Raw genomic sequence first — 24309 nt, forward strand, 5'->3', positions numbered from 1 at the left:
GATGCGCCTAAGCGCATCGTTAGTATAACCTTAAGCTTTTTCTCCCTTAACTTGAGCTGTAAAGCTACCCGCTGTTTTACCAGCCTGAGTATCATTGAAGGTCTCTTCGTTAAATTCACCTTCGGATTTTGCAATCACCACAGTTGCTACTGAGTCACCAGTGACATTAACCGCAGTACGAACCATATCAAGTAGTCTATCAACGCCGATAATCAGCGCGATACCTTCGACAGGTAATCCTACTTGGTTGAGTACCATGGCAAGCATGATGAGGCCAACACCAGGTACACCAGCAGTACCAATAGAAGCCAATGTTGCTGTGATGACTACCATTGCATAATCAGTGATGGTCAGATCAACACCATATACTTGCGCAATGAATACAGTAGCAACACCTTGCATGATGGCCGTGCCATCCATATTAATCGTCGCACCAAGCGGTAGCGTAAATGAAGCGACTTTATTGTCGACCCCTAAACGGTGCTCTGCCGTTTCAATGGTTACAGGTAAGGTTGCATTTGAGCTGGCAGTACTAAAGGCAAACAGCTGAACATCTCGCATTTTACGGATGAAGGTGAATGGATTTAATCCTGAGAACAGTTTAAGCAAAGTGGGGTAAACAACAAAGCCATGAAGAAGCAATACACCAAGTACAACAAAGAAGTATTGAACGACACTGCCAAATGTTTCTAAGCCTAAAGTAAGAGCAAGTTTAGCCATTAATGCGAAGACACCATATGGCGCTAGTTCCATAATAAGCGTTACTACACGCATAATCACTTCGTTAAGGTCGTTAAAAAGCGCTGCGACACGTTTTCCACGCTCGCCGATATGTGAGATAGCAAAACCAAAAATAACCGCAAACAGGATGATTTGGAGCATGTTGCCTTCACTCATCGCCTGAAGTGGGTTAGTAGGAACGATATTAATGATCACTTGTGACAGGCTTGGGGCTTCTGTAGCATTAAAGGTTAAGCCTTCACTGACAAGAGATGCATTACCTGGATGTACCGCTATAGCCACTAAAATTGACACGGACAGTGCGATTGCTGTTGTGAAGAGGTAAAAGCTAATCGTTTTTCCGCCCAAACGGCCAAGTTTAGATGGATCGCTAAGCGAACAAGTTCCGCAAACCAGTGAGATGAAGACGAGAGGAACGACTAACATCTTCAGGCCTGAAACGAAAATCGTCCCAATAACATGTAAGAAACCTTCGGTAATGTATTCTTCGATGAATACACTCTCTGGAAAAAGGTTCCTAAGGAGCAGGCCGAGTAAAATACCGGCACCCATTCCTATTAGAATTTTACCCGTTAAACCGAGTTTTTTTGCTTGAGTTAAAGCCATATTGCTTCCTGTATAATTATTATGCTTTCAATTTGCGAAGATAAGCCTAGCAAGAAACGAAGTTTGATGAAACGGGTCAATAGTTAAACTTTTGGGGTGATTTAACAAAATAAAACAAGATAGTTATGGAAAAGTAGCAGGAAAATTATGTAATGTTGTCCTATAAGTAATAAGCGCCTCGCTTAAAATTACATATTGAGTAACAGGGAGTCTGGCATGAAGTCAGTTTACAAGTTTTTCTTCGTATTTATATGGTCGTTTTTAATGGTTGCCTGTAGTGGAGGGGGGGATATTGCGGACCCATTAGATCCTGATCCAACGCCAGATCAAATTACAGTAAGCTTAAGCATCTCCAATACCCAGATCGCGGCAGCTGAGCCCGCAACAGTTACAGCAACGGTGAAAGATGCATCTGGTAACGCGGTTGACACTTTAGTGTCTTTTTCACTTAATGATGCAAGCTACGGTACCTTTGACCCAGGAACCGGTGAAGTCGCAACTGTGGGGGGGGTTGCCAGCATCGAAGTCAATACGGCTGAAATCAATACTGGTGCGACAATTACCGCGACAATTACCTCTGGTGAAACAGCCTCGGTAAATGCCACTATGGTTGGTGATGGTGGTCAGGCTGGCGGCGGTGCTCAAGTCTCTCTCGCATTGACTGATAGTGCCGGTAATCCGATTCAGTCAATAAGCACTTTATCTCCTGGTAAACTCACCGCGACCGTTACAGGTATCAATAAGTCTGTGATTGTCACCTTCGACAGCCCGATTGGTGATCTACCAATTAAAAGTGCTGTAACGGATGCAGATGGTAAAGCTACGGTTGATATTTATGCTGGTAGCTCTTTAGGCGCTGCAGAAGTGACCGCAACCTTGTCTACTAATGAAGTCGGCACAACAATTATAGTGGTCGGTGCAACGAATGTTGTAATGGGCAGCGGTGAACCGCTTGTTGAAGGTGTTGCTGAGGTCAGTACAGAAAACTTGTCAGCGGGTGGTACAGCAACTATTTCTGTACTGATTCAAGATGACCAAGGCAACCCTTTTACTCAGCCTGTAGATGTCAATTTCTCTTCAACCTGTGCAACTAAAGATCCTGCTCAAGCACAAATTAGCTCCCCAGTTTCCTCAAGCAATGGTATTGCGACATCAACCTATCTAGCCCAAGGCTGTGTCGGTGAAGATCAAATTAACGTAACCGCTGATGCCGGTGGTATTAGCCTATCTGCTGTAGGCATTATCAATGTACTGCAAGCTGATGTTGGTAGCATTGTGTTTGTATCAGCCGAACCTGAAAATATTGGCATTTTAGGTACTGGTGGTATCGAGTCATCAATTGTTAAGTTTCAGGTGCTTGATAAAAACAGTAATCCTGTGAGTAACCAAAATGTGTTGTTTGAGCTCAACACTGGCATTGGCGGAGTGGCAATAAGTCCTGCTGAAGCGACGACCAATAATGAAGGTATCGTACAAACAGTAGTGACCACAGGTACAGTAGCCACTTCAGTTCGAGTCACAGCGACAGTTGATGATAATTCAACGCCAGCAATTTCGAGCCAATCTAAGCAACTGATCATCTCTACAGGTATTCCAGATCAAGATAGCTTCTCGTTATCTGCTGAGGTACTAAATGCTGAAGGTTGGGATCGCGATGGCACTGAAGTAATGGTGACTGCTCGTATGGCTGATGCTTTTAATAACCCAGTTCCTGATGGCACGACGGTATCATTTACCACCGAAGGTGGTGCAATTGAAGATGCCTGTCAAACTGTTAATGGCGCATGTTCTGTCAAGTGGATCAGTCAACTGGCAAGACCGGTAGGTGAAACATTGTTTGATGAAACGGGTTTGCAAATCCGTAACCCAACGGCTCTACAACGTTGTATCGTATTAAAAGTGGCTGAAACTGATTCAGATGTTTGTGACATAAACGATGATACTCAAACACGTATTTATGGTAACGCATATGGTCAACAGTACGGTGGTAGAGCAACCATCACAGCGACGGCAATCGGTGAGGAAACCTTCCCAGATCTCAACGGTAATGGCCGCTTTGATTATGAAGAGGGCGTGTATGAAGATGAAGTGAACGAATTCCTAACTGGTAGAGATGTTACTGGAGAGTGGTTCGATCTTGATGATGCGTTTAATGACTACAATGAAGACACGGTTTTCAATCCTCAGCCTGATGGTCAACTAATCGGTCAGGAAGGTGGTGCATTAGAAGAGCTAGTCGACTTTAATTCAAACTCAGTCTTTGACCTGAAAGATGGTTTATATAATGGGGTACTTTGTGCCTCTCCTGCCCATAAATATTGTGCTGATGGCGTAAACGATTCTAAATCACTCTATGTCCGCAGAAGTTTGACCATGGTAATGTCAGGTAGCTCAGCAGTAGCTACAAGGCATGCTGATATTGGTATTATCGATAAAGATGGGTTCCATAACCCAGGTGTGATAACCATTGTAGGAAAAGGTTCTGCGCGCGTTTACTTTGCAATATCGGATCAGCATAACCAACAGATGCCTGCAGGAAGTACTGTGACTTTTACTGCTACAGCAGGTTCAGTAGTGAGTGGTAGTGAATATATTTGGCCAAGTAGTAACTATAATGGTGGACGAGAGTTTGAAGTAACTGTTAAAGGCGAGGATGAACCTAATTCTGGTACTTTTATGGTCCATGTTGAAACGCCAAATGGTGTAGTGACTCAGGTAGTTTCCGTAGGAATCATTATCGAATAGTCGAACTTGGTTTCATTTAAAGTGAGCCATAAAAAACCAAGATGGAAATCTTGGTTTTTTTATGACTGTTAACGAGTGATTTGGATATGTTGGACTTAAAAAATATCACTTAAAGTGAGTTATTTACCTTTGAAACTGATAAACACTGCCAAGGTTCATTAACTGGGTCAGCTCATCCAATGCGGTGCGTGACTCTATAAGTACTTGAGGGTCAGCTAAGTCATCAACACTTAAACGGTCTCTGTAGTGCTTATCGACCCAGTTATTGAGGTTACTAAATAAGGTGTCGTTCATTAAGGTATGCTGGTTTACTGCGGCAAGCTCAGTGTCATTCATGGCGACACGTAGTCGCAAACACGCAGGCCCTCCACCATTTTGCATGCTCTGCTTTACATCAAAATAGTGCACTTGCTTGATTGGGGAACCTAAAGTAACGACTTCATTTAGATAGGCGTGAACCGCATCATTTTCCTGACAGTTTGTCGGCGCGATAATGGCCATCTCACCAGAAGGTAAGGTAATAATCTGGGTATTAAATAGGTAACTCTTCACTGCATCCTGAATAGCCACTTTTGAGGTGGGCACTTCGATGAAGTGCAGCTCACTATCGCCAAATTTCTGCTTAATTTCATTCAACTTATTTTGAGTATCAAGAAAGGCTTGCTCATGATAAAAGAGCACGTTTTGGTTACCAACGGCAATCACATCATTATGGAAGACACCCTGGTCAATGACATCTGGATTTTGAGAGATGTAAACACTGTTGTCATCAGTTAGTTGATGCAAGCGTGCAATGGCTTGGGATGCTTCTAATGTCTGTCTTGCTGGAAAATTCTTAGGCTTGGGTGCCGATGGATTGGTGGCTTCTTGGCCATAGACAAATAATTCGACACCGTTTTTACCATAGTCGCTGCAAAGTCGGGTATGGTTGGCAGCCCCTTCATCACCAAAGCTTGCGTGCTCAGGTAGATGTTGATGATGGCTGAAGTGTTTATCATTATTGAAAGTCGCAGCGAGAATATTACCTGTAGTCACAGGCTCTATACTGCGGTGCAACTTATCGACAAGGTTTGCAGGTGTAAAATGTAACTTACCATCACTTGTATCTGCACTTGGCGATACTGTTGCCGCATTAGCAGTCCACATACTTGATGCGCTGCAGCAGGCACGTAACAAAGCAGGAGCTTGTTTGGCTGCTTTGTTTAAGACTTCGGAGTCAGAACCTGTAAAACCAATTCTTCGCAGTGTATGAAGGTCTGGGCGCTCTTGAGGGGCAAGCATACCTTGCACCATTCCCATATCTGCCAGTGCCTTCGCTTTTTTGAGTCCCTGTTTAGCGGCCGCCTTAGGATTGGAAACGGCTGCAGCATTGCTCAGAGAAGCCACATTACCAAAAGATAGGCCGGCGTAATTATGAGTTGGGCCTACTAAACCGTCGAAATTTGCTTCAAAATGCTTCATTAGTTTTCCTTATCAGGCTAGCGATACCTTTTATTATTAATAGCTTTTACTGAATAAACTGCATAGGCGGCTATTGCCAGATGCTTTTTATACACTAAAGTTAAACTGGATATTTAAATTCCAGCTTAGCCTTAAATAAGCTTATCTGTATTTGTTATTGTGCTAAATCAGTTCAATTTAAGCTTGTTCGTAGGGCGTGTTTGAAATACGAACACAATGTGTGTAAAGGCTTAAATTGTGCTCAGTATACTCAAGGCTTGAAGGTTAACAAGTTAGGTAAAAATGGCTAAGTTTGTGATTTTTGCATCGAAATGCACATTAATTCCTTGCTAGATGACTAATAATGGAATATTAGTTTTTAATTAAGCATTTATTTTTTTCTCACTTTTTTAGAAATAGTTCAAAAATGGTTAAAAAGTGGCTCATAACATAAATAAAAGAGGGATTTGCTTGAAAGTATCGAGACAACCCTCTATATATGGAGCCAATTTACAGCATTTTGAGACTTTTTGGCGCAGATCATTCTATGGGTAAATCGCTAGTTATTGTCGAATCACCGGCCAAAGCCAAGACTATTAATAAATATCTCGGCAAAGATTACATTGTTAAATCGAGTGTAGGTCATGTACGTGACCTGCCAACATCATCGAGCCCTGACGCTAAGGTGGCAACGAAAACGCCAGCTGAAGTCAGGAAGATGGATCCCGAAGAGAAAGCAAAATATAAGAGCAAAAAAGCCAAACAAGCGCTTGTTGCTCGAATGGGTGTGGACCCAGAAAAAGGCTGGAAAGCCAAATATCAGGTACTACCAGGTAAAGAGAAAGTGGTCAATGAGTTAAAAGCACTCGCTGAAAATGCTGACCATATCTTTCTCGCAACCGATTTGGATAGAGAGGGTGAGGCCATTGCATGGCACCTACAGGAGATTATTGGCGGAGATGAATCACGCTATCAGCGTGTCGTGTTCAATGAGATCACTAAAACCGCTATTCAAGATGCATTCAGTAAGCCTGCACACTTAGATACTAATATGGTTAATGCCCAACAGGCACGACGTTTTCTCGATCGTGTTGTTGGCTTTATGGTATCGCCATTGTTATGGAAAAAAGTGGCTCGAGGTTTGTCAGCTGGTCGTGTGCAATCGGTTGCTACCCGCTTAGTCGTGGAGAAAGAAGGCGAAATTAAGGCATTTGTTCCTGAAGAGTTTTGGGATATCCATGCTGATTTGTCTACCTTAACCAATGATGCATTGAAGATGCAGGTGGTTAAGTTCCAAGGTAAGGCATTTAACCCTGTTAATGAATCTCAAGCAGAGGCTGCGGTCAGCGCGTTATCTCAGTCTAGCTATGTGGTCGCTGCGCGGGATGATAGAGCGACTCAGAGTAAGCCTTCAGCACCTTATATTACCTCTACGCTTCAGCAAGCGGCGAGTACTCGTTTAGGTTTTGGTGTTAAAAAGACCATGATGATGGCGCAGCGTCTGTATGAAGCGGGCCACATCACCTATATGCGTACGGATTCAACCAACTTAAGCCAAGAAGCGCTCGATAATGTACGAGATATGATAGGTAAAGAGTTTGGTGATAAATACCTACCTGATGCGCCGATTCGCTATGGCAGCAAAGAGGGGGCTCAAGAGGCTCACGAAGCTATTCGTCCATCAGATGTTAAAGTGCAAGCAGCTTCAATGAAAGATATGGAGCGGGATGCACAGCGTTTATATGAGCTGATTTGGCGTCAATTCGTTTCCTGTCAGATGACACCTGCTAAATATGATGCAACACGCTTAACAGTACAAGCGGGTGAATATGAGTTAAAAGCGACGGGTCGCACGCTTAGATTTGATGGTTGGACTCGCGTGCAAACGGCCATTAAGAAGAAAAATGAGGAAGATAGTACATTACCTCATGTTGATCAGGGTGATTCATTAAGCCTTAATGCTCTCGATCCTAAACAGCACTTTACTAAGCCTCCAGCAAGGTACAGTGAAGCGTCACTAGTTAAGGAGCTTGAGAAGCGTGGTATCGGTCGCCCGTCTACCTATGCGACAATTATCTCAACGATTCAAGATCGTGGTTACGTACGAGTTGAAAACCGTCGTTTCTATGCTGAAAAGATGGGTGAGATTGTCAGCGAAAGTCTTGTTGGTAGCTTTAAAGAGTTAATGAGCTACGACTTTACCGCCAGCATGGAGCAGACCCTCGATGATGTTGCTCAAGGCGAGTTAGAGTGGAAGAAAGTACTTGATGGCTTCTACAAAGACCTGACTAAACAGTTAGATCAAGCAGATCTTCCTCCAGAAGAGGGAGGCATGCGTCCTAACGAGATGGTGCTGACTGACAATATTAAGTGTCCAACTTGTGATCGCCCAATGGGGATCCGTACAGGTACTACGGGCGTTTTCTTAGGTTGTTCAGGTTATGCCTTGCCACCAAAAGAACGCTGCAAAACCACCATGAATCTGACTCCAGGTGAAGAAGCCGTTAGTGAGAACAGTGAAGATGCTGAGACTGATGCGTTAAGAGCCAAGCACCGTTGTGGTGTGTGTGGTACTGCAATGGACAGTTATCTTATTGATGAAGCCCGTAAGCTACATGTGTGCGGTAATAACCCTATATGTGGTGGTCATGAAGTTGAGCTCGGTCAATTTAAGATAAAAGGCTATGAAGGGCCTATTATCGAGTGTGATCGCTGTAGCAATGACATGGAGCTTAAAAACGGTCGTTTCGGTAAATACTTTGGTTGTACTAACAGCGAGTGTAAAAATACACGCAAACTGCTTAAAAGCGGTGAAGCTGCACCTCCAAAAGAAGATCCAATTCACCTTCCTGAGCTTAAATGCACCAAGTCAGACGGTTATTTTGTGCTCAGAGATGGCGCTGCTGGTATCTTTATGGCGGCAAGCACCTTCCCTAAGTCACGTGAAACACGTGCACCATTAGTGGAGGAGTTAGTTAAATATCGTGAGTTACTATGGCCTAAATACGCTTACCTTGCGGATGCGCCTGTTGAAGATGATGATGGCAATAAAGCATCTGTGCGTTTTAGCCGTAAGACTAAAGAGCAGTATGTAGCCACTGATTTCGACGGCAAGGCGACAGGATGGACCTCAAAGTTCATCGATGGTAAGTGGGTTACTGAGGCTAAGAAAAAGGCCAAACCAAAAGCAAAAGCTAAGCCCAAAGCTAAACCAAAAGCTGCTGCAAAGACTAAAGAGTAACTAATAGTGATTTATCAATAGTTTGCTTCTAGTGCAAATAAGCCTCGTTAATTCGGGGCTTTTTTATGTCTGGAACATTTATGTAGGTTTACCATGGATGGTTAAAAAAACCTACGTTATGTCTGGAACATTTATGTAGGTTTACCATGGATGGTTAAAAAAACCTACGTTATGTCTGGAACATTTATGTAGGTGTACCATGGATGGCTAATAACCTAGGTTATATCTGAAGTTTGAGTGATTCTATTTGCGAGACGCGAGAGATTATTGTTTCAGAACTCTCTCTAGAGGGAAGCAGGCTTTGCTATTGACCTGTGAAATTGCTCATGACTATGTCTAAGCTAATAAAAAGCCCCGGCATACTATGCAAGGGCTCAGCTTAAGCAGTTTTTCTAGCTAGATACTAATTAGCGATTATTACCACTTCTTCTTTGGCTGGAACAGGACATCGATATCCTCTTCCTCTTTCTCTTCTTTTACTACAGGAGAAGATAGTTTCTGGGCGCCACTAATCTCATCGAGCATCGCCTTGGCTTCATCAACCTTTTTAGCGATGAAGGGATCATTAGGTGTCTGGGCTTTGATAGCATGCAGGGTTGAGAGGGCTTTAGTGACCATCTGCTTAGATGAGCCGTATTGCTTCATAAAGCATGCGGCTCGTGCTCGAGACAACATAGAATCAACATTGATCCTTAGCTGTAAGCTGTCAATGCGACCTTCCTCTTCAGAAAAGATTGCTGGCTCAACTTTGCCCTTATTATGTTCGGCACGTAATATTGCTTTTAGCTTTTTAAGCACCTGGACAAGCGTGAGTATCTGCTTATCATTGTCGGGCAAACGAAAGCTTTCGATTGATGGTGCTTGCTTCGGAGCTGCCATTAAAGTTTGAACTTGCGCGTTGATATCACCTTGTCTTCTTTGGTAATCCGCCGCTTGTCCTGCCGCATGTGTTACAGCAGTCCCTAACGCATCCTCTACTCGTTTATAAAGTACGATGATAATTTGAGAAGAGCAGGGGAACATCCCTGTATGAGATAGGACCTCTTCGGTTTCATCAATAATCGCTCTTTGTCTAGCAAGCTCTGTTCTTCGTTCTGCCTCAGCACGCTCTTTTTGTTGCTGGATGACATTAATTCCGATGACGAGTAATAAGAGTGCACCGATACTGATCAGAACCAAAGTAAATATCATAGGTCTACCGTTAATTTTGCAATTCTATTAATGCTACTATAAATCAACACTCTAGCATAGTTATCTTAGTTGAGGTTTTTACTTATGTCGTGTGAATAGTGTTAACTATATGGTATATTCCAGATTGATTTAATTTTCACGTTGTACTATAACTAATTCTTATACTTAATCTCCCATTCTAGGCCTACTAATCAGTATTAAAAATGGGTCGAATCGAAGGATAAAAGATGAAGCTGCAGCAACTTAGATACATTGCAGAGGTGGTCAATCATAACCTCAACGTTTCGGCAACCGCTGAAAACCTCTACACCTCTCAGCCAGGGATCAGTAAACAGGTCCGTATGCTTGAAGATGAACTTGGTATTCAAATTTTTGGCCGAAGTGGTAAGCACTTAACCCACGTGACGCCTGCTGGTGAGCAGGTAATAAGTATAGCAAATAATATTTTAGGTAAAGTTGAGAGCATTAAGAAAGTTGCTGAAGAATACACTAAGCCTGATCAAGGAGAGCTAAATATTGCGACGACTGATACGCAAGCGCGTTATGCTCTGCCTAACATCATTCGTGGATTTATCGAGCGCTACCCAAAAGTAAACCTGCATATGCATCAAGGTACTCCATCTCAAATTAGCGAGCTTGCAGCTAGAGGTGATGCAGATTTTGCTATTGCTACAGAGGGAATGCACCTTTACTCAGACTTGATTATGCTACCTTGTTACCATTGGAACCGATCTATTGTTGTTAATCGAGATCACCCTCTAGCTAACCGAAGCAACATCACTATAGAAGATCTGGGCCGTTTCCCACTGGTTACTTATGTGTTTGGCTTCGATAGAGAGTCTGAAATCGAGAAGTCATTCAATAAAGCTGGGCTTGAGCCTAGAGTTGTATTTAGTGCGACTAGCGCCGATGTACTGAAAACTTATGTCAGACTTGGTTTAGGTGTTGGTGTGATAGCCTCTATGGCTATTGACCCCAATATGGATAGAGATTTGGTTGCTATTGATGCCAGCCATCTGTTTGGTCACAGCACAACAAAAATTGGTTTCAGAAAAGGGAACTTTTTACGTACGTATATGTATGAATTTATTGAGCATTTCGCTCCGCATTTAACGAAGGAAGTTGTCGAGAAAGCAGTTGCCCTCAGGGATCCTCAGTTAATTGAGAATATGTTTGCCGACATTGAATTGCCTGTTCGGTAGCTTTTTTAGAGAGTCTTTCTGTTTGAAATAAAAAAACTCGCCATGGCGAGTTTTTTTATGCTTGCTGATATATAAGGCAGTCTAGGATTGGGTTTTTAACACTCTACAATGTTAACCGCTAAACCACCTTTGGCCGTTTCCTTGTATTTACTACGCATATCTTTACCTGTATCCATCATGGTTTTAATCACTTTATCAAGTGAAACCTTGTGGTTACCATCGCCTCTTAGGGCCATTCTTGAGGCGTTAATCGCTTTAACGGCTCCCATAGCGTTACGTTCAATGCAGGGAACTTGTACTAATCCACCTACAGGATCGCAGGTCAATCCTAAGTTATGTTCCATGCCTATCTCTGCTGCATTCTCAACATGCTCAACTGTGCCACCCATAATCTCGGTAAGGGCTGCAGCTGCCATAGAACATGCCACACCCACTTCCCCTTGGCACCCGACTTCAGCACCTGAGATTGAGGCATTCTTCTTATAAAGAATACCTATGGCCGCTGCAGTCAGAAGATATCGGCAGCAGATATCGATATCGACCTCTTGTACAAAAGTGTCGTAGTAACAAAGTACCGCAGGGATGATACCAGCTGCGCCATTTGTCGGTGCTGTGACAACTCGGTCTCCTGCTGCATTTTGCTCATTTACCGATAATGCAAAAAGATCAACCCAATCAAGTGCAGTAAGTGGGTCAATACTATTTTTACCTTCAGCTTTTAACCTGCGGTACATAGCAGGAGCACGGCGACGTAGTTTAAGTCCGCCAGGTAAAATTCCCTCTTTTTGGTAGCCACGCTCTACACAAGTTTTCATGGTTTGCCAGATATGCCAGAGCTTATCTTGAACCTGTTCTCTTGATTCTATGCTCAGCTCATTCTCCATCATTAGCGCTGAGATGCTAAATCCGTGAATATTACATAATTCAAGTAGTTGAGCAGCGCTATCGAAATCGTAAGGGGCTGATTTTATAGGGGCTGCAGGGGATGCATCTTGGGCTGTTATCTCATCTTCATCTAAGATAAAGCCTCCGCCAACTGAGTAGTAGGTTCTTTGGTAAATACACTCTCCTTTTGAAAGAGCGTATAACGTCATCGCGTTAGCATGAGCCGGTAAACTTTTACGTCTGTGGTAAATAATGCCTGATTCTCGGCTAAAAATAACGGTTTTACCGTTTGGCATGCTCAGTAGTTGACTCTGTTTCACTTCATCGAGTACAGCATCAATCGTATCAGTATTCACCGTATCAGGTGCTTCACCCATAAGGCCTAATATCACAGCTTTACCTGTACCATGTCCTTTTCCTGTTTGGCCTAGGGAGCCAAAAAGTTCAGATCTAAGCTCATCTGTGCGTTCCAGCAGCCCCTCTTTATCTAGGTCATTGATAAAGATATTACCTGCTTTCATTGGGCCAACGGTGTGTGAGCTAGATGGGCCTATGCCAATCTTGAACATGTCAAATACACTTATCATGCTTTAAACCTTGTTTGTTTTTGTTGTTTTATTAAGCTTTTTATCTTGAATATCATATTCATACATGTGAAAACACTAAATATTAAAAGTTTAATGTACTGATATGTTATTCTGCTTTATGCGAGTAGAACTATGATCTGAAAGTATCCCATATTTTTCTGTGGCTTTATCATGAGTTTTTTTAATAAGAGATTTCAGATTAGCTAAGCTAAGGCATGTTTTTAGCTTAGTACAAATGTTATGTCCATTCAGGACTGTTTAATACCAAACAGTAGAAAGATGTGATCGCTCAGCGAGAGTTTAGCGCTTCAGAGGCAAGGTCATTAATTGCTCCTGCTTTAACGACATTCAGAACATCCATGTTCTTTGCAATGAGTGAAGCACATAGTTATTCTACGTTCTAGCTCGTTAACACAGCATATGAAGTGCTAAAACTCGCCTTTAAGGAGTGTTTTTGACAGCCTACTTCTTCGTTGGATAGCCTCACAAGGGAATAACCATTCCATCAGCTATTCGCCTTGAATTAGTTGTCAAAAAGCACTCTGAGTAGATCACTTTCTTATACTGATTGGTATAATGATGATGTCGAAGCTGTAAAGTCGATAATAAGCTATTTAGAGACATAGAGGAGCAAGTGTGAGCTATTTAATGTTAGACCTGTTATCTACCAAAGCGAGTCAAGCTGAATTGGAGCAATTGAAACACCCTATGATTGGAGGTTTGATTCTCTTTGCTAGAAACTTTACTGATAAAGCGCAGCTGATCCACTTAGTTGAATCTATTAGAGAAGCCAGGCCAGACATTATCATTGCTGTGGATCAAGAAGGTGGACGGGTTCAGCGCTTTATTGAGGGTTTTACCAAAATTCCTGCTATGGGGGATATTCTTGTTCATGCTAAGGGGGATATAAAGCTTGCACAATCTTGGTGTGTAGAGCTTGGTTTTTTGATGGCTGTTGAACTGCTTGCTTGTGATATCGATTTAAGCTTTGCACCTGTGTTAGATCTAAATAGAGTGAGTAAGGTGATTGGAAAGAGAGCATTTAGCGCAAAACCTGATGAAGTTATCGCCTTAGCTGAGTGTTTCATTAGCGGAATGAACCAAGCTGGCATGTCAGCAGTAGGCAAACACTTCCCTGGTCACGGCAGTGTTGAAACTGACTCTCATCTTGCTCAAGCAATCGATGAGCGCAGTGAAGAGCAGATAAGAATGCTGGATATGGTGCCATTCAGAACGCTAATTGGTCAGGATAAACTGCAAGGCGTAATGCCTGCCCATGTTATCTACCCAAAAGTAGATCCGAACCCAGCTGGCTTTTCACCCTTCTGGTTAAAACAGATATTGAGAACTGAGCTTAATTTCAATGGTGTTATTTTTTCCGACGACTTGGGTATGAAAGGTGCCGGAGTGGTGGGAGGCTATAAACAGCGTGCTCAGGCGGCATTAGATGCAGGTTGCAATATGATATTAGTTTGTAATGACGCAGCAGGTGCGACAGAGGTGCTTAATGAAGTCAATTGGCCTAGTGAGGCGCCTGATAGGGCTGCAACCTTGCTAAAACCTAATGCAGGTCAGGTGGTTTTCGCTCTCCAGCAGGAGGAGAGGTGGCAGAAAGCTAAGGAATTAGCGGAATCTTTCACCAGCGAATAATTATTATTTGTAAGTTTGATTCAGCTCAACTTACTCCTCATGTAAGTTGGCTAAGGTAAATATTCTATAACTATACGGGTAGCATAATGATTCTTTATTTACATGGTTTTGATGCAACTAGCCCAGGCAATCATGAAAAGATGCGTCAATTACAATTTATTGATAAAGACGTACGTCTTGTCAGTTATAGTACTTTGCATCCAAAGCATGATATGCAACATCTGCTCAATGAAGTAAGCCGTCAACTACAGCAGTCTGATGATGCCGAGCCATTGATTTTAGGTGTCGGCTTAGGCGCTTTTTGGGCTGAGAGGATAGGTTTTTTGAACGGGTTGAAGTCGGTACTTATTAATCCTAACATCACCCCTCAACAAAATATGATAGGGAAAGTAGATAGACCTGAAGAATACGGCGATATCGCTAATAAATGTGTAAGTCAATTTAGGGAAAAAAATAGCGGTAAAGCTATGGTCATTCTCTCTCGAGAAGATGGTGTTAATAATAATCAAGAGGTTAGCGATGCTTTAAGTGATTATTACCAAGTTATTTGGGATGAAGAGCAACCTCATAAGTTTCCTGTTTTAGCGAGTCACCTACCTAGAATCGCATCATTTAAGCAAAACCTATCCCAAGGTTAATCGTATTAAGTTTGATAGGTATTGCAGCAGCTCTGCCGCAATACCTCGAGTTTACTTCTTGAACTCTATTTCCCTTCCCGTCAGTCATAGCGCTTAAAAATTTCCCTTTACTATTGAGTAACTAACGCAGACAAACCTGCTGATTAATGGCTCTCACTAAGTGATCTCGATCACGCTGAGCGTAAAAGTTAGAGGATAAAACTGTTTTTGGGTTTGACTCTTGTGCTTGCCAGTGTAGAGTAGCGGCTTATGTAACACCTGTTACAACTTGATACATATGGGCTGATTGAAAATAGCCTACCACTTTGCGTATGTCGCCCGATGCAGCTAGCCACTTTTAGTTAGCTGTTTTTTTTGCCTAATTTTTGCCTAGTCTAGCAGTATGCGTTATCTTCAAAAGAGCTGATTGGAGTGCAAGATGAAGAGAGTGAAGATTAATGTGCAAGGAAAGGTACAAGGGGTCTGTTTCAGGCGTTTTACCTTATCTAAAGCTAAAGAGTTAGCCTTAACGGGTTATGTTTCCAATTGCGATGATGGAACTGTCACTGTGTTAGTACAAGGTGCTTATCCTGCTGTCGACTCATTAATTGACTGGTGTCACCAAGGGCCGCCCCATGCAGATGTTTCTGCCGTTTTGGTAGAAGAGGATGATGCTGATGAGATCTATCTAGATTTCTCTATTGTGCAGTCCTAAAAATGACCCAAGCAAGTTAATAACTTGGGTCACTGCAGCTTAACTTATTGCTCAGTGATAAGTTGAGTGCTCTCTTCTTCAATCCTGTCTAAAGGCTGCTGCATTTTTCGTATTTGCAGTATCATTCCCATTCTAGGGTGATCAAAATAATGGATCTGATCACTACGAAGTCGCCTGTTTTGTTTCATAAGGTGAGCATATAAAAAAGGTGTGGTTAATCGAGAACCTTCATCACTGTCAGCATCTCTGCTCATGACTTCGAGAACCTTCGTTCCTTCCTCTCTCAGATTCAATGCTGTTTCTACATAGAGGTAGTGATCGAGGTAGATGTTTAGCGTGCCATCAAGTTCCCAGACAGGTTTATCGTCATTAAGTGAAAAACTACTGCCTAAAAAGTCAAATTGAGGAATGTCAGAACTTGTTTCTTGAGGCGTTACTGACTGACCATTTAACTCAAAGCGGTCGGAGTAATCTTGACCTGAGAAGAGTTTTACTGGCATGGCTCGGTGTCTAGGTAACATTGATTGCTGCCACGTCATATGAAGTAGGCTTTTATTGCCTTTTTCTCGCGATAATTTACTGATGATATCTGCAAATTGATTTTGTTCATTAGAAAGAAGGACTGCAGGTCCACCAGGCTGACCATATTGCTCTGTTGGCGCCGCAATGCTCCATGGGATATTGGCTAAGTGATTCACTTGTGAAGAGGTGAACTCTTGATTACAGGTGTCGGCATTTGTAGCCCAATCATGTGAGCTGCACCCTTGTGGATCAAGGCTAGAGCCTGTAATGCTAGTACTAAAAATGGGAGTGATGAGATCAACTGCTTTCTTTCTGCTTTGTGCAGGAACATATTTTGGAGCTTGCTCTTGAGACAGACTATTGTTTCGCTCAAAAAGATACACTTCAACTTCAAACCAGCGTTCCTCTTGGGCAAAGGCTGAGTTTGAACTAAAGAGAAGGGCAATAATAAAAAGGGGTTGTCTTAACACATTATTCTCCAAGACGATGTTGTGAAAGTTGCCCTAAGAGCAACTTAACCAGTGCCAGTCTATCTGAATGTGACTCTGCTGGGATCAGGAATTTTAACTTACTCGGGCCATCCATTCGATAGTTTTGTGGCTGACTTTGAAGTAAACCGATAATAAAGCCTGGATCTATGCTGTGATCATCGTTGAACTCAAGGCTGCCACCTTTTGCATGCATCTCAAGCTTCTTTATGCCTAAAGCGGTTGCTTGATGTTTATAAAGCGTCAGTTCCATTAAGTTCTTAGTGGCATCGGGGAGCATACCAAAACGGTCGATTAATTCGACTTTAAGTTCATCTAATGCATTAACCGTATCGCAGTTGGCAATACGTTTATAGAGTGATAAGCGTATGTTCACATCACTGACAAAATCATCAGGTAGCAGAGCTGGGATGCGAAGATCCATCTCGCACTGATGTCTTAGCATCTGATCGAGTGAAGGCTCTTTGCCCTCTTTTAATGACTTAACGGCGTCCTCTAACATCTCCATATATAGCGTAAAGCCAATCTTTGAGATATGGCCAGATTGTTCGTCGCCTAAAAGCTCACCTGCACCTCGGATCTCTAAGTCTTGAGTGGCAAGCATAAAGCCTGCACCAAGATCTTCTAGTGCACCAATCGCTTCAAGACGCTTACGTGCATCAGATGTCATACGCTTTGGATGTGGTGTCATCAAATAGGCATAAGCCTGATGATGGGAGCGTCCAACACGACCTCTAAGTTGGTGTAACTGAGCTAAACCAAAGTTGTCCGCTCTCTCAATGACTATGGTGTTTGCCGATGGAACATCAATACCCGTTTCAATAATGGTGGTGCAGACGAGGACATTGAACTTTTGATGGTAAAAGTCTGACATGACCTTTTCAAGCTCACGCTCTCTCATTTGACCGTGAGCAGTCACAACACGTGCTTCAGGAAGAAGCTCACTGATCTCATTTGCTCTTTTTTCAATCGTTTCTACAGAGTTGTGAAGAAAGTAAACTTGGCCACCACGAAGAATTTCACGTAGCAGTGCTTCACGAATTGTCGTCGTGTCGTACTCTCTAACAAAGGTTTTAACCGCGAGTCTTTTTGCTGGCGGCGTGGCAATGATAGAGAGATCGCGCATGCCCGACATTGCCATATTAAGGGTTCTTGGGATCGGCGTAGCAGTTAAGGTTAAGATATCCACGTTTGCGCGAAGCGCTTTGATCTTCTCTTTTTGCCTCACTCCAAACCTATGTTCTTCGTCAATAATTAATAGGCCCAGATTTTCAAATTTACCATCAGATGCAAGCAACTTATGGGTACCTATGATGATATCGACCTTACCCTCACTAAGTTGATCCATGACGATCTTTTGTTCTTTAGCCGTTTTAAATCTAGAGATAACCTCTATTTTAACTGGCCAATCTGCAAAGCGGTCTTGGAAGTTTTCAAAATGCTGCTGGGCAAGGAGTGTCGTCGGCACTAAAATCGCAACCTGTTTACCATCGTTGACCGCAACAAAAGCTGCGCGCATAGCCACTTCGGTTTTACCGAAGCCAACGTCACCACAAACAAGTCTGTCCATCGCTATGGGTGAACACATATCTGTCATGACGGCATTAATCGAGGTTTCTTGATCGACCGTTTCTTCAAAGGGGAAGCTATTGGCAAATTGGGCATATTCCTGCTCATCGACTTTACAGGCATCACCAGGTCTTGCTTGTCGGCGCGCATACACATCTAGCAACTCTGCTGCCACATCTCTTATCTTTTCTACCGCTTTCTTCTTGGCTTTTGCCCAAGTTTCATTACCAAGCTTATTAAGAGAAGCCTCTTCATCGGGCCCAACGCTATACCGGCTAATCAGGTGTAGTGATGAGACTGGTACATAAAGCTTATCGCCACCTGAGTACTCTAACTTCAGATATTCAGCAATCAGTCCACCGGTATCTAAGGTTTCAAGACCCTGATATCTAGCCACACCATGGTCTAGGTGCACGATAGGTTGACCCACTTTGAGCTCAGCAAGGTTTTTGACTAATGCATCGCTACTTATCTGCTTTTGCTTATCTCGGCGACGCTTTTGTGAAATTCGATGACCAAAAAGCTCGGTTTCACAGATAAAGCTAAACTTACTCCCTCGAGGTTTTTCAATGATGGAACCATTAGAGAGGGGCGACACAATCAAACCGAGTTTTGATTTAGAGTCAATGAATTCATCAATAGATTCGAAACGTTGAGGCTTAAGGTTTATTTTGCTAAGTAGCTCAATTAATGCTTCACGACGGCCTTCGGATTCTGCACTAAAAAGTATGCTTGTTTTACTCGATGCATAGGTTTCTAAGAGGCTTAAAGGCTGTTTTAGCTTATGGTTTGCTGTCAGTTCAGGTAATTTTTCGAGTTTGGCGTGATGGCCTGAATCTTCATCGCCGTCCCGTCTGAGAAAACTTCTTGGAAATGTTTTAAATTGTGAAAATAGTTGCTCAGTGAGTAAATAAAGCGCTTTGGGTGCTAATAATGGGCGTAATGGGTCCACGCGCCTATCTTCATATCTGAGCTCTACCTCGGCTAAGTGTGCTTTTGAGGCGCCTTCAAGATCGCCAATATTAACTAATTGGGTGTTCTCTGGCAGATAGTCAAAAAGTGTGGCAGTTTCATCAAAAAATAGTGGCAGGTAGCTTTCAATACCTGCAGGGAAGATTTTTCGAGTGACCATTTGATAAACGGACTCAGGCTCTTTAACTAATACCTCGAAATAACGGCGGTATCTCTGCCTAAAACCTTCAATGGCTGCATCGTCGGTAGGAAACTCTTTTGCTGGGAGTAATCTAATCGATGATATTTCGCCGCTTGATCTTTGTGTTTCTGGATCAAAGTGACGGATGGACTCAACTTCATCATCAAAGAGTTCAATCCGAAATGGTTGATTCGATCCCATAGGAAACAGATCTATGATTGAGCCTCTGACTGCAAACTCTCCATGTTCGTATACCTGTTCCACTAGATGGTAACCGGTATTGACGAGTTGCTGCTTCATATCTTGTAGACAATAGTTATCACCTTTCTCAAGCATTAACACATTGCCTGCTAAAAATGATTTAGGCGGCAGACGAACCATTAATGTTGTCAGTGGTACTATGACTACGCCTTGCTTTGCATTGGGCAGCCTAGAGAGTGTCTCTAATCTTTGTGATACTAAATCCTGATGAGGGGAGAAGCTATCATAGGGAAGTGTTTCTCTATCTGGAAAAAGCCATACAGGGAAGGGCTTACCGTCTAATAGGTAATGCAGCTCTGTCTCTAACAGTAGTGCAGTAGGCGTATCGTGAGTCACAACTAATGTGATCCCAGCATGCTTTTGTACAAGGCCTGCAATTGTAATGGCTTGAGATGCGCCGCCTAAAGTATAAAGAGTCTGTGATTTCGAAGCGCTTTTTACAGTCGGCGGAGTTAAGATTGAGAAAGCTTTCATTCAGATTAGGCAGAAAATTAACGTCAAAGATGGCTGATATTGTAGAGGCTTACCGGGCTAAGTGCTAGGGGCTGTTGCTTTTTCCATGACTATTTTTCTTAAGAGTTGTTTACCTTTCATCCCAGATATTGACCCGCTTGCTCAACAGTCATTATGCAGGACAACGGTGTAAATGTTGCCCTATATAGTAGGTTTTAGAGAGAAGGGGGCAAGGCCCTGATGTAACTTATGAGTTTGCTCTTGCTTCTTTACGCAGTTTTAGTTGTTTTTGTTGCACACTTAAACTGGCTTTAACCAGCTGCTCTACATCGGTTTCCAATATCTGCACAAATTCAAAATCGATCAGAAAACCGCTATCGCCTCCCTTATCTGAATCTGCAGGTTCAGTAGCAATGACCTTGGCAAAGCAAAGTAGGGCAACTAACTCCTCTTTAATATGAAGCGTAATTTTAAACACGTCATCAATGTCGAGCGTTTGGTTATTAAAGAGACGTAAACCACTCCCGCCAAAATACCTGCCTTGAAAATGCTCGCCCTCATGCTGTTCACGCTCTAAGACGTGCTGCAGGACAAGATCAATTTTTCGAGATTGAAGCTTTAAGAAGTCAACCACACTTTTAGCTTCATCATCGAGGTGACGTAACTGCAGCAAACAGTCGGCTTCTAAGCTTTTTACTTCATTTATCAGTAATAACCCAGTCGGTAGCATGGCTCGTAATTCCTGCTCTGTGGGTAACGCATGCGCTTTAGGCCATAGGGAAAGGTAGGCTGTAAAGCCATGCTGCACACTAAAATAGGGACTAGAGTCTTTGAACAAGGGATTACCTCTTGTTTTTTGATAGCTAATGCCCCTATTATCGTGCGCATCTTTATGATTTAGCAAGGCTGATTATTTAATGGGCCTGTAGGACACTATGAATCTCGCGTTATCTTCACATATAGGCTTTCGATATTGGCGAGCGAGGAAGGCCAATGCATTTGCTTCCTTTATCACTTTTTTTGCCGTTTCAGGGATCTTGTTAGGCGTTGCGGCGTTAATTATTGTTAGCTCTGTGATGAATGGCCTTGAAGGGCAGTTAAAGCAAAGAATACTCGGTGCCATTCCACAATTAACAGTGCATTCTGACACGCCATTTAGTGATTGGCAGTCCCAGGTCAAAACCCTTAAGACCCTGAAAGGTGTTCAGGGCGTCACACCCAGTATATCGACACAAGCGATGATTCAATCACACTCAAACATCAGTGCTATACAGCTCTATGGGATATTTCCACAGTTTGATCAAGCGCTTTTACTGACGATGCAGCGCAGTTTTAATGATAGCTTTAAGCAACTGGAGTCGGGTAAGTATCGCGTGGTTTTAGGGGCTCAACTGGCCAGGCGTTTAGATGTTGAAGTCGGTGAGCGTGTTCGTTTATTGAGTGGAGAAGGCGTTGTTTACTCCCCGCTTGGACCGGTACCCAGTCAGCGTAAATTTGTGGTGGCTGGAATATTTGAGATGGGCTCCCAAGTCGATGCTAACCTTGCTTATGTCCATTATGAAGATGCACAAAGGTTAATGAGGCAGACACCGGGTGAAATTAAACATCTACGTCTCTATCTTGATGATCCTTTCAATGCGGCAAAGTTACAACCTGAGATAGTTTCCCTATTTAAGCAGCAACAGCTCGATGTGGTCACAACGGATTGGCGTGAATCATATGGTCACCTATTTGGGGCTGTAAAGATGGAAAAAAATATGATGTCACTGATGCTGAGTCTTATTATTGCGGTTGCTGCATTCAATATCGTTTCAGCTTTAGTCATGATGGTGGTCGATAAAACCTCTGATGTTGCAGTACTGAAAACCCAAGGATTAACGACTGGTGATGTGATGGGGATATTTATGATACAAGGATCACTCAATGCAGTTATTGGCCTAATTTTAGGGCTTGGTATTGGTGTCACCCTCACCTTGAATCTCAATGAACTATTGACGCTGCTTGGTATCTCAGTACTAGGGGCTGGGCAGATGTTACCTGCACAGTTAGAGGTTCAGCAACTAGGTTGGATTGTATTTGGCACATTATTTATTACTTTCCTTGCAACGGTATATCCAGCACTACGTGCGGCAAATGTTCAGCCTGCTACAGCACTAAGACATGAGTAATTACGGCATGAATAACCAAGACATGAATAAAAGCAAGCCAATAACATGATGATAGGCCTGATTATTGAACTCAGTAGTCAGGCTAATGTGAAGAATTAAAGAGTATTAGAATATATGCAAGAACTATTGTTAGATGTTAAAGGTGTAAGCAAACGTTATTCAGAGGGGAGTTTAGATACTCAAGTACTGAAATCCGTCGATCTTCAAGTGTTTAAGGGAGAGCAGCTGGCGATTGTGGGAACATCAGGTTCAGGCAAAAGTACCCTGTTGCATATTATGGGGACGCTAGATAGGCCAACGAGTGGCTCAGTGACCTTACTTGATGAAAACCTTTACACCCTGTCGAGTCGTCGTCAATCAGAAGTCAGAAACCAAGACTTAGGCTTTATCTATCAATTTCATCACCTGTTACCTGAGTTTACCGCATTAGAGAATGTGGCTATGCCCGCAATGATTCAAGGGATTAAACGGGACATCGCCCATAAAAATGCCAAATCATTGCTTGAACGCGTTGGTCTTGGCCATCGTCTGAATCATGTGCCTGCTGAAATGTCAGGTGGTGAGCGTCAAAGGACTGCGATAGCCAGAGCATTAATTAATAACCCTAAGCTGGTTTTAGCCGATGAGCCAACAGGGAATTTAGATGCAAAAAGTGGCGAAGCTGTATATGAATTGATCAAAGAGCTAGCAACTCAATTAGGCACAGCTTTCGTTGTTGTGACCCATGATGAGAAACTTGCATTGAGAATGGATAGGCAGTTAAAAATGAAAGACGGCAGCCTTTTGAGTGCACAAAGCTTAGCGACTGAAAGTGAGGCTTCATGAGCCATCTTTTGTCAATTTGGGTCGGCTGGCGTTTCTACCTTGCCAGACAATCTAATAGTTTTATTAGCTTTATCTCTTTTGCATCGACCGCAGGTATCGCTCTTGGCGTTGCCGTTTTAATTATCGTCTTGTCAGCAATGAACGGCTTTGAGCGTGAACTCGAAGAGCGGCTGCTCGGTGTGGTCGCGCACGGAGAGCTAAGCGGTGTTAACTCCCCTGTACATGAGTGGCAAAAGATTGCTCAAGATGCAAAACAGATCCCAGGAATCGCAGCCACTGCGCCCTTTATTAGATTGCAAGGTTTAGTACAGAAGCCTGGAGGCTTTCAAGGGTTAACTGTTTTAGGCGTAGATACTCAATATGAGAAGAATGTATCGGTTATCTCTCAATTTATGACTGATGAAGCTTGGGAAACACTTTCCAAGGGAGATATGAATAATATTGTCCTTGGTAAAGGACTTGCTGATACGTTAGCTGTCGAAGTTGGTGATGCTTTGAGCCTATATATGCCAGATATCACCGCTTCAAACAGTAAACGCATTGGGGCTGCAAAAAGCTACCGATTTAGGGTGACAGGGATTTTTGAGCTGGGCGGTGAGTTAGATATGACAACTGCTTATGTTCCGATGGCTTATGCTGCTTCTATTCTCAATATGGGGGAGGGAGTATCAGGTGTAAGGATTAAAGTTGATGAAGTCTTTCAATCACCGAGATTAATACGGGAGCTTGGTTATAGCCAAGAGCAATACCTTTACCTCAGCGATTGGACCCGTACCCAAGGTAACCTTTATCAAGATATACAACTGGTTAGAGTGGTCATGTATCTGGTTCTTGCATTGGTCATTGCTGTGGCTTGTTTTAATATCGTTTCTACCTTAGTGATGGCTGTTCGTGACAAACAATCTGAGATAGCAATACTGCTTACAATGGGGATGAAGCGTGCGTCCATTATGATGATATTCATCGTACAAGGAGCACTGAATGGTATGCTCGGATGTCTTCTCGGTGGCGTGTTTGGCGTCTTAATTGCGGACAACCTTAGTAAAATAGCTGCGGCTATTGAGGATGTTCTCGGGATAAAATTACTCTCTGCTGATGTCTATTTTATTGATTTCTTACCTTCAGAACTTAATTTCACTGATGTGGCTATTGTGCTTACACTAGCGTTATTGATGAGCTTAATCGCCACCATTTACCCCGCTTGGAAAGCGAGTAAAACTCAGCCTGCCCAAGCGCTGGCAGGAAGGTAA

Annotated in this window: 16 protein-coding genes; 9 read left to right on the forward strand and 7 right to left on the reverse strand. The window is 42.9% G+C overall.

The genetic code is table 11. From position 1 onward, the window contains the following. Positions 1 to 30: 30 nt before the first annotated feature. Complete coding sequence (locus tag BM736_RS04565; protein WP_076409134.1) at positions 31 to 1347, reverse strand: dicarboxylate/amino acid:cation symporter; 1317 nt, start codon at positions 1345 to 1347, stop codon at positions 31 to 33. A gap of 216 nt (positions 1348 to 1563) precedes the next feature. On the opposite strand from BM736_RS04565, the gene BM736_RS04570 reads away from it, so the two are divergent. After that, complete coding sequence (locus BM736_RS04570; RefSeq protein ID WP_076409136.1) at positions 1564 to 4092, forward strand: Ig-like domain-containing protein; 2529 nt, start codon at positions 1564 to 1566, stop codon at positions 4090 to 4092. 123 nt (positions 4093 to 4215) lie between these two features. On the opposite strand, the gene astB is transcribed toward BM736_RS04570, so the two are convergent. Further along, a complete protein-coding gene (gene astB, locus BM736_RS04575) occupies positions 4216 to 5553 on the reverse strand; it encodes an N-succinylarginine dihydrolase (RefSeq protein ID WP_076409138.1) in 1338 nt (445 codons plus the stop codon). 526 nt (positions 5554 to 6079) lie between these two features. On the opposite strand from astB, the gene topA reads away from it, so the two are divergent. Further along, positions 6080 to 8773, forward strand: coding sequence for a type I DNA topoisomerase (gene topA, locus BM736_RS04580; RefSeq protein WP_076409914.1), 2694 nt, complete (start codon positions 6080 to 6082; stop codon positions 8771 to 8773). 417 nt (positions 8774 to 9190) lie between these two features. Here topA and BM736_RS04585 read toward each other — a convergent pair whose 3' ends face one another. Next, a complete protein-coding gene (locus tag BM736_RS04585) occupies positions 9191 to 9964 on the reverse strand; it encodes a hypothetical protein (RefSeq protein WP_076409140.1) in 774 nt (257 codons plus the stop codon). Positions 9965 to 10191: 227 nt separating this feature from the next. On the opposite strand from BM736_RS04585, the gene cysB reads away from it, so the two are divergent. Then, positions 10192 to 11166 carry an HTH-type transcriptional regulator CysB gene (cysB, locus tag BM736_RS04590; RefSeq protein WP_076409142.1) on the forward strand — a complete coding sequence of 325 codons (975 nt, stop codon included), beginning with the start codon at positions 10192 to 10194 and terminating at the stop codon, positions 11164 to 11166. A gap of 95 nt (positions 11167 to 11261) precedes the next feature. Here cysB and BM736_RS04595 read toward each other — a convergent pair whose 3' ends face one another. Further along, a complete protein-coding gene (locus BM736_RS04595) occupies positions 11262 to 12638 on the reverse strand; it encodes an L-serine ammonia-lyase (RefSeq protein ID WP_076409144.1) in 1377 nt (458 codons plus the stop codon). Between the two features lie 636 nt (positions 12639 to 13274). Here BM736_RS04595 and nagZ point away from each other — a divergent pair. The 3 genes from nagZ to BM736_RS04615 all read left to right on the forward strand — a co-directional run bounded on the left by nagZ (position 13275) and on the right by BM736_RS04615 (position 15620). After that, on the forward strand, positions 13275 to 14288 hold the full coding sequence (gene nagZ / locus BM736_RS04605; protein ID WP_076409147.1) for a beta-N-acetylhexosaminidase: 1014 nt from the start codon (positions 13275 to 13277) through the stop codon (positions 14286 to 14288). Positions 14289 to 14374: 86 nt separating this feature from the next. Beyond that, the gene (gene ycfP / locus BM736_RS04610; RefSeq protein ID WP_076409150.1) at positions 14375 to 14926 is read left to right on the forward strand and encodes an alpha/beta hydrolase YcfP; all 552 of its coding nucleotides are present in this window, start codon (positions 14375 to 14377) and stop codon (positions 14924 to 14926) included. A 418-nt stretch (positions 14927 to 15344) separates the two neighbouring features. Continuing rightward, positions 15345 to 15620, forward strand: coding sequence for an acylphosphatase (locus tag BM736_RS04615; protein WP_076409153.1), 276 nt, complete (start codon positions 15345 to 15347; stop codon positions 15618 to 15620). Positions 15621 to 15664: 44 nt separating this feature from the next. On the opposite strand, the gene BM736_RS04620 is transcribed toward BM736_RS04615, so the two are convergent. The 3 genes from BM736_RS04620 to BM736_RS04630 all read right to left on the reverse strand — a co-directional run bounded on the left by BM736_RS04620 (position 15665) and on the right by BM736_RS04630 (position 20904). Beyond that, positions 15665 to 16612, reverse strand: a complete 948-nt coding sequence (locus tag BM736_RS04620) for a peptidoglycan binding protein CsiV (RefSeq protein ID WP_076409155.1) — start codon at positions 16610 to 16612, stop codon at positions 15665 to 15667. A gap of 1 nt (position 16613) precedes the next feature. Further along, the gene (mfd, locus tag BM736_RS04625; protein WP_076409158.1) at positions 16614 to 20087 is read right to left on the reverse strand and encodes a transcription-repair coupling factor; all 3474 of its coding nucleotides are present in this window, start codon (positions 20085 to 20087) and stop codon (positions 16614 to 16616) included. 226 nt (positions 20088 to 20313) lie between these two features. Continuing rightward, entirely contained in the window at positions 20314 to 20904 is a 591-nt protein-coding gene (locus BM736_RS04630) for a hypothetical protein (protein ID WP_076409916.1), read from the reverse strand. A gap of 97 nt (positions 20905 to 21001) precedes the next feature. Here BM736_RS04630 and BM736_RS04635 point away from each other — a divergent pair, with 97 nt between their 5' ends. The 3 genes from BM736_RS04635 to lolE all read left to right on the forward strand — a co-directional run bounded on the left by BM736_RS04635 (position 21002) and on the right by lolE (position 24309). Further along, positions 21002 to 22234, forward strand: a complete 1233-nt coding sequence (locus BM736_RS04635) for a lipoprotein-releasing ABC transporter permease subunit (RefSeq protein WP_076409161.1) — start codon at positions 21002 to 21004, stop codon at positions 22232 to 22234. 114 nt (positions 22235 to 22348) lie between these two features. Continuing rightward, positions 22349 to 23059, forward strand: a complete 711-nt coding sequence (lolD, locus tag BM736_RS04640) for a lipoprotein-releasing ABC transporter ATP-binding protein LolD (protein WP_076409163.1) — start codon at positions 22349 to 22351, stop codon at positions 23057 to 23059. Continuing rightward, positions 23056 to 24309 (forward strand): lipoprotein-releasing ABC transporter permease subunit LolE, encoded by a 1254-nt coding sequence (lolE, locus tag BM736_RS04645; protein WP_076409165.1) that lies wholly within the window; start codon positions 23056 to 23058, stop codon positions 24307 to 24309. The genes lolD and lolE overlap by 4 nt, the downstream gene beginning before the upstream one ends.

Origin of the sequence: Shewanella sp. UCD-KL12, from assembly GCF_001957125.1 — a bacterium.
GTDB lineage: Bacteria > Pseudomonadota > Gammaproteobacteria > Enterobacterales > Shewanellaceae > Shewanella.

Coding starts and splice junctions, on each gene's coding strand:
- ycfP (WP_076409150.1), top strand. CDS start 14,375: ATGATTCTTTATTTACATGGTTTTGATGCAACTAGCCCAGGCAATCAT.
- astB (WP_076409138.1), bottom strand. CDS start 5,553: ATGAAGCATTTTGAAGCAAATTTCGACGGTTTAGTAGGCCCAACTCAT.
- BM736_RS04570 (WP_076409136.1), top strand. CDS start 1,564: ATGAAGTCAGTTTACAAGTTTTTCTTCGTATTTATATGGTCGTTTTTA.
- cysB (WP_076409142.1), top strand. CDS start 10,192: ATGAAGCTGCAGCAACTTAGATACATTGCAGAGGTGGTCAATCATAAC.
- BM736_RS04565 (WP_076409134.1), bottom strand. CDS start 1,347: ATGGCTTTAACTCAAGCAAAAAAACTCGGTTTAACGGGTAAAATTCTA.
- lolD (WP_076409163.1), top strand. CDS start 22,349: ATGCAAGAACTATTGTTAGATGTTAAAGGTGTAAGCAAACGTTATTCA.
- BM736_RS04585 (WP_076409140.1), bottom strand. CDS start 9,964: ATGATATTTACTTTGGTTCTGATCAGTATCGGTGCACTCTTATTACTC.
- BM736_RS04595 (WP_076409144.1), bottom strand. CDS start 12,638: ATGATAAGTGTATTTGACATGTTCAAGATTGGCATAGGCCCATCTAGC.
- topA (WP_076409914.1), top strand. CDS start 6,080: ATGGGTAAATCGCTAGTTATTGTCGAATCACCGGCCAAAGCCAAGACT.
- BM736_RS04615 (WP_076409153.1), top strand. CDS start 15,345: ATGAAGAGAGTGAAGATTAATGTGCAAGGAAAGGTACAAGGGGTCTGT.
- BM736_RS04635 (WP_076409161.1), top strand. CDS start 21,002: ATGAATCTCGCGTTATCTTCACATATAGGCTTTCGATATTGGCGAGCG.
- mfd (WP_076409158.1), bottom strand. CDS start 20,087: ATGAAAGCTTTCTCAATCTTAACTCCGCCGACTGTAAAAAGCGCTTCG.
- lolE (WP_076409165.1), top strand. CDS start 23,056: ATGAGCCATCTTTTGTCAATTTGGGTCGGCTGGCGTTTCTACCTTGCC.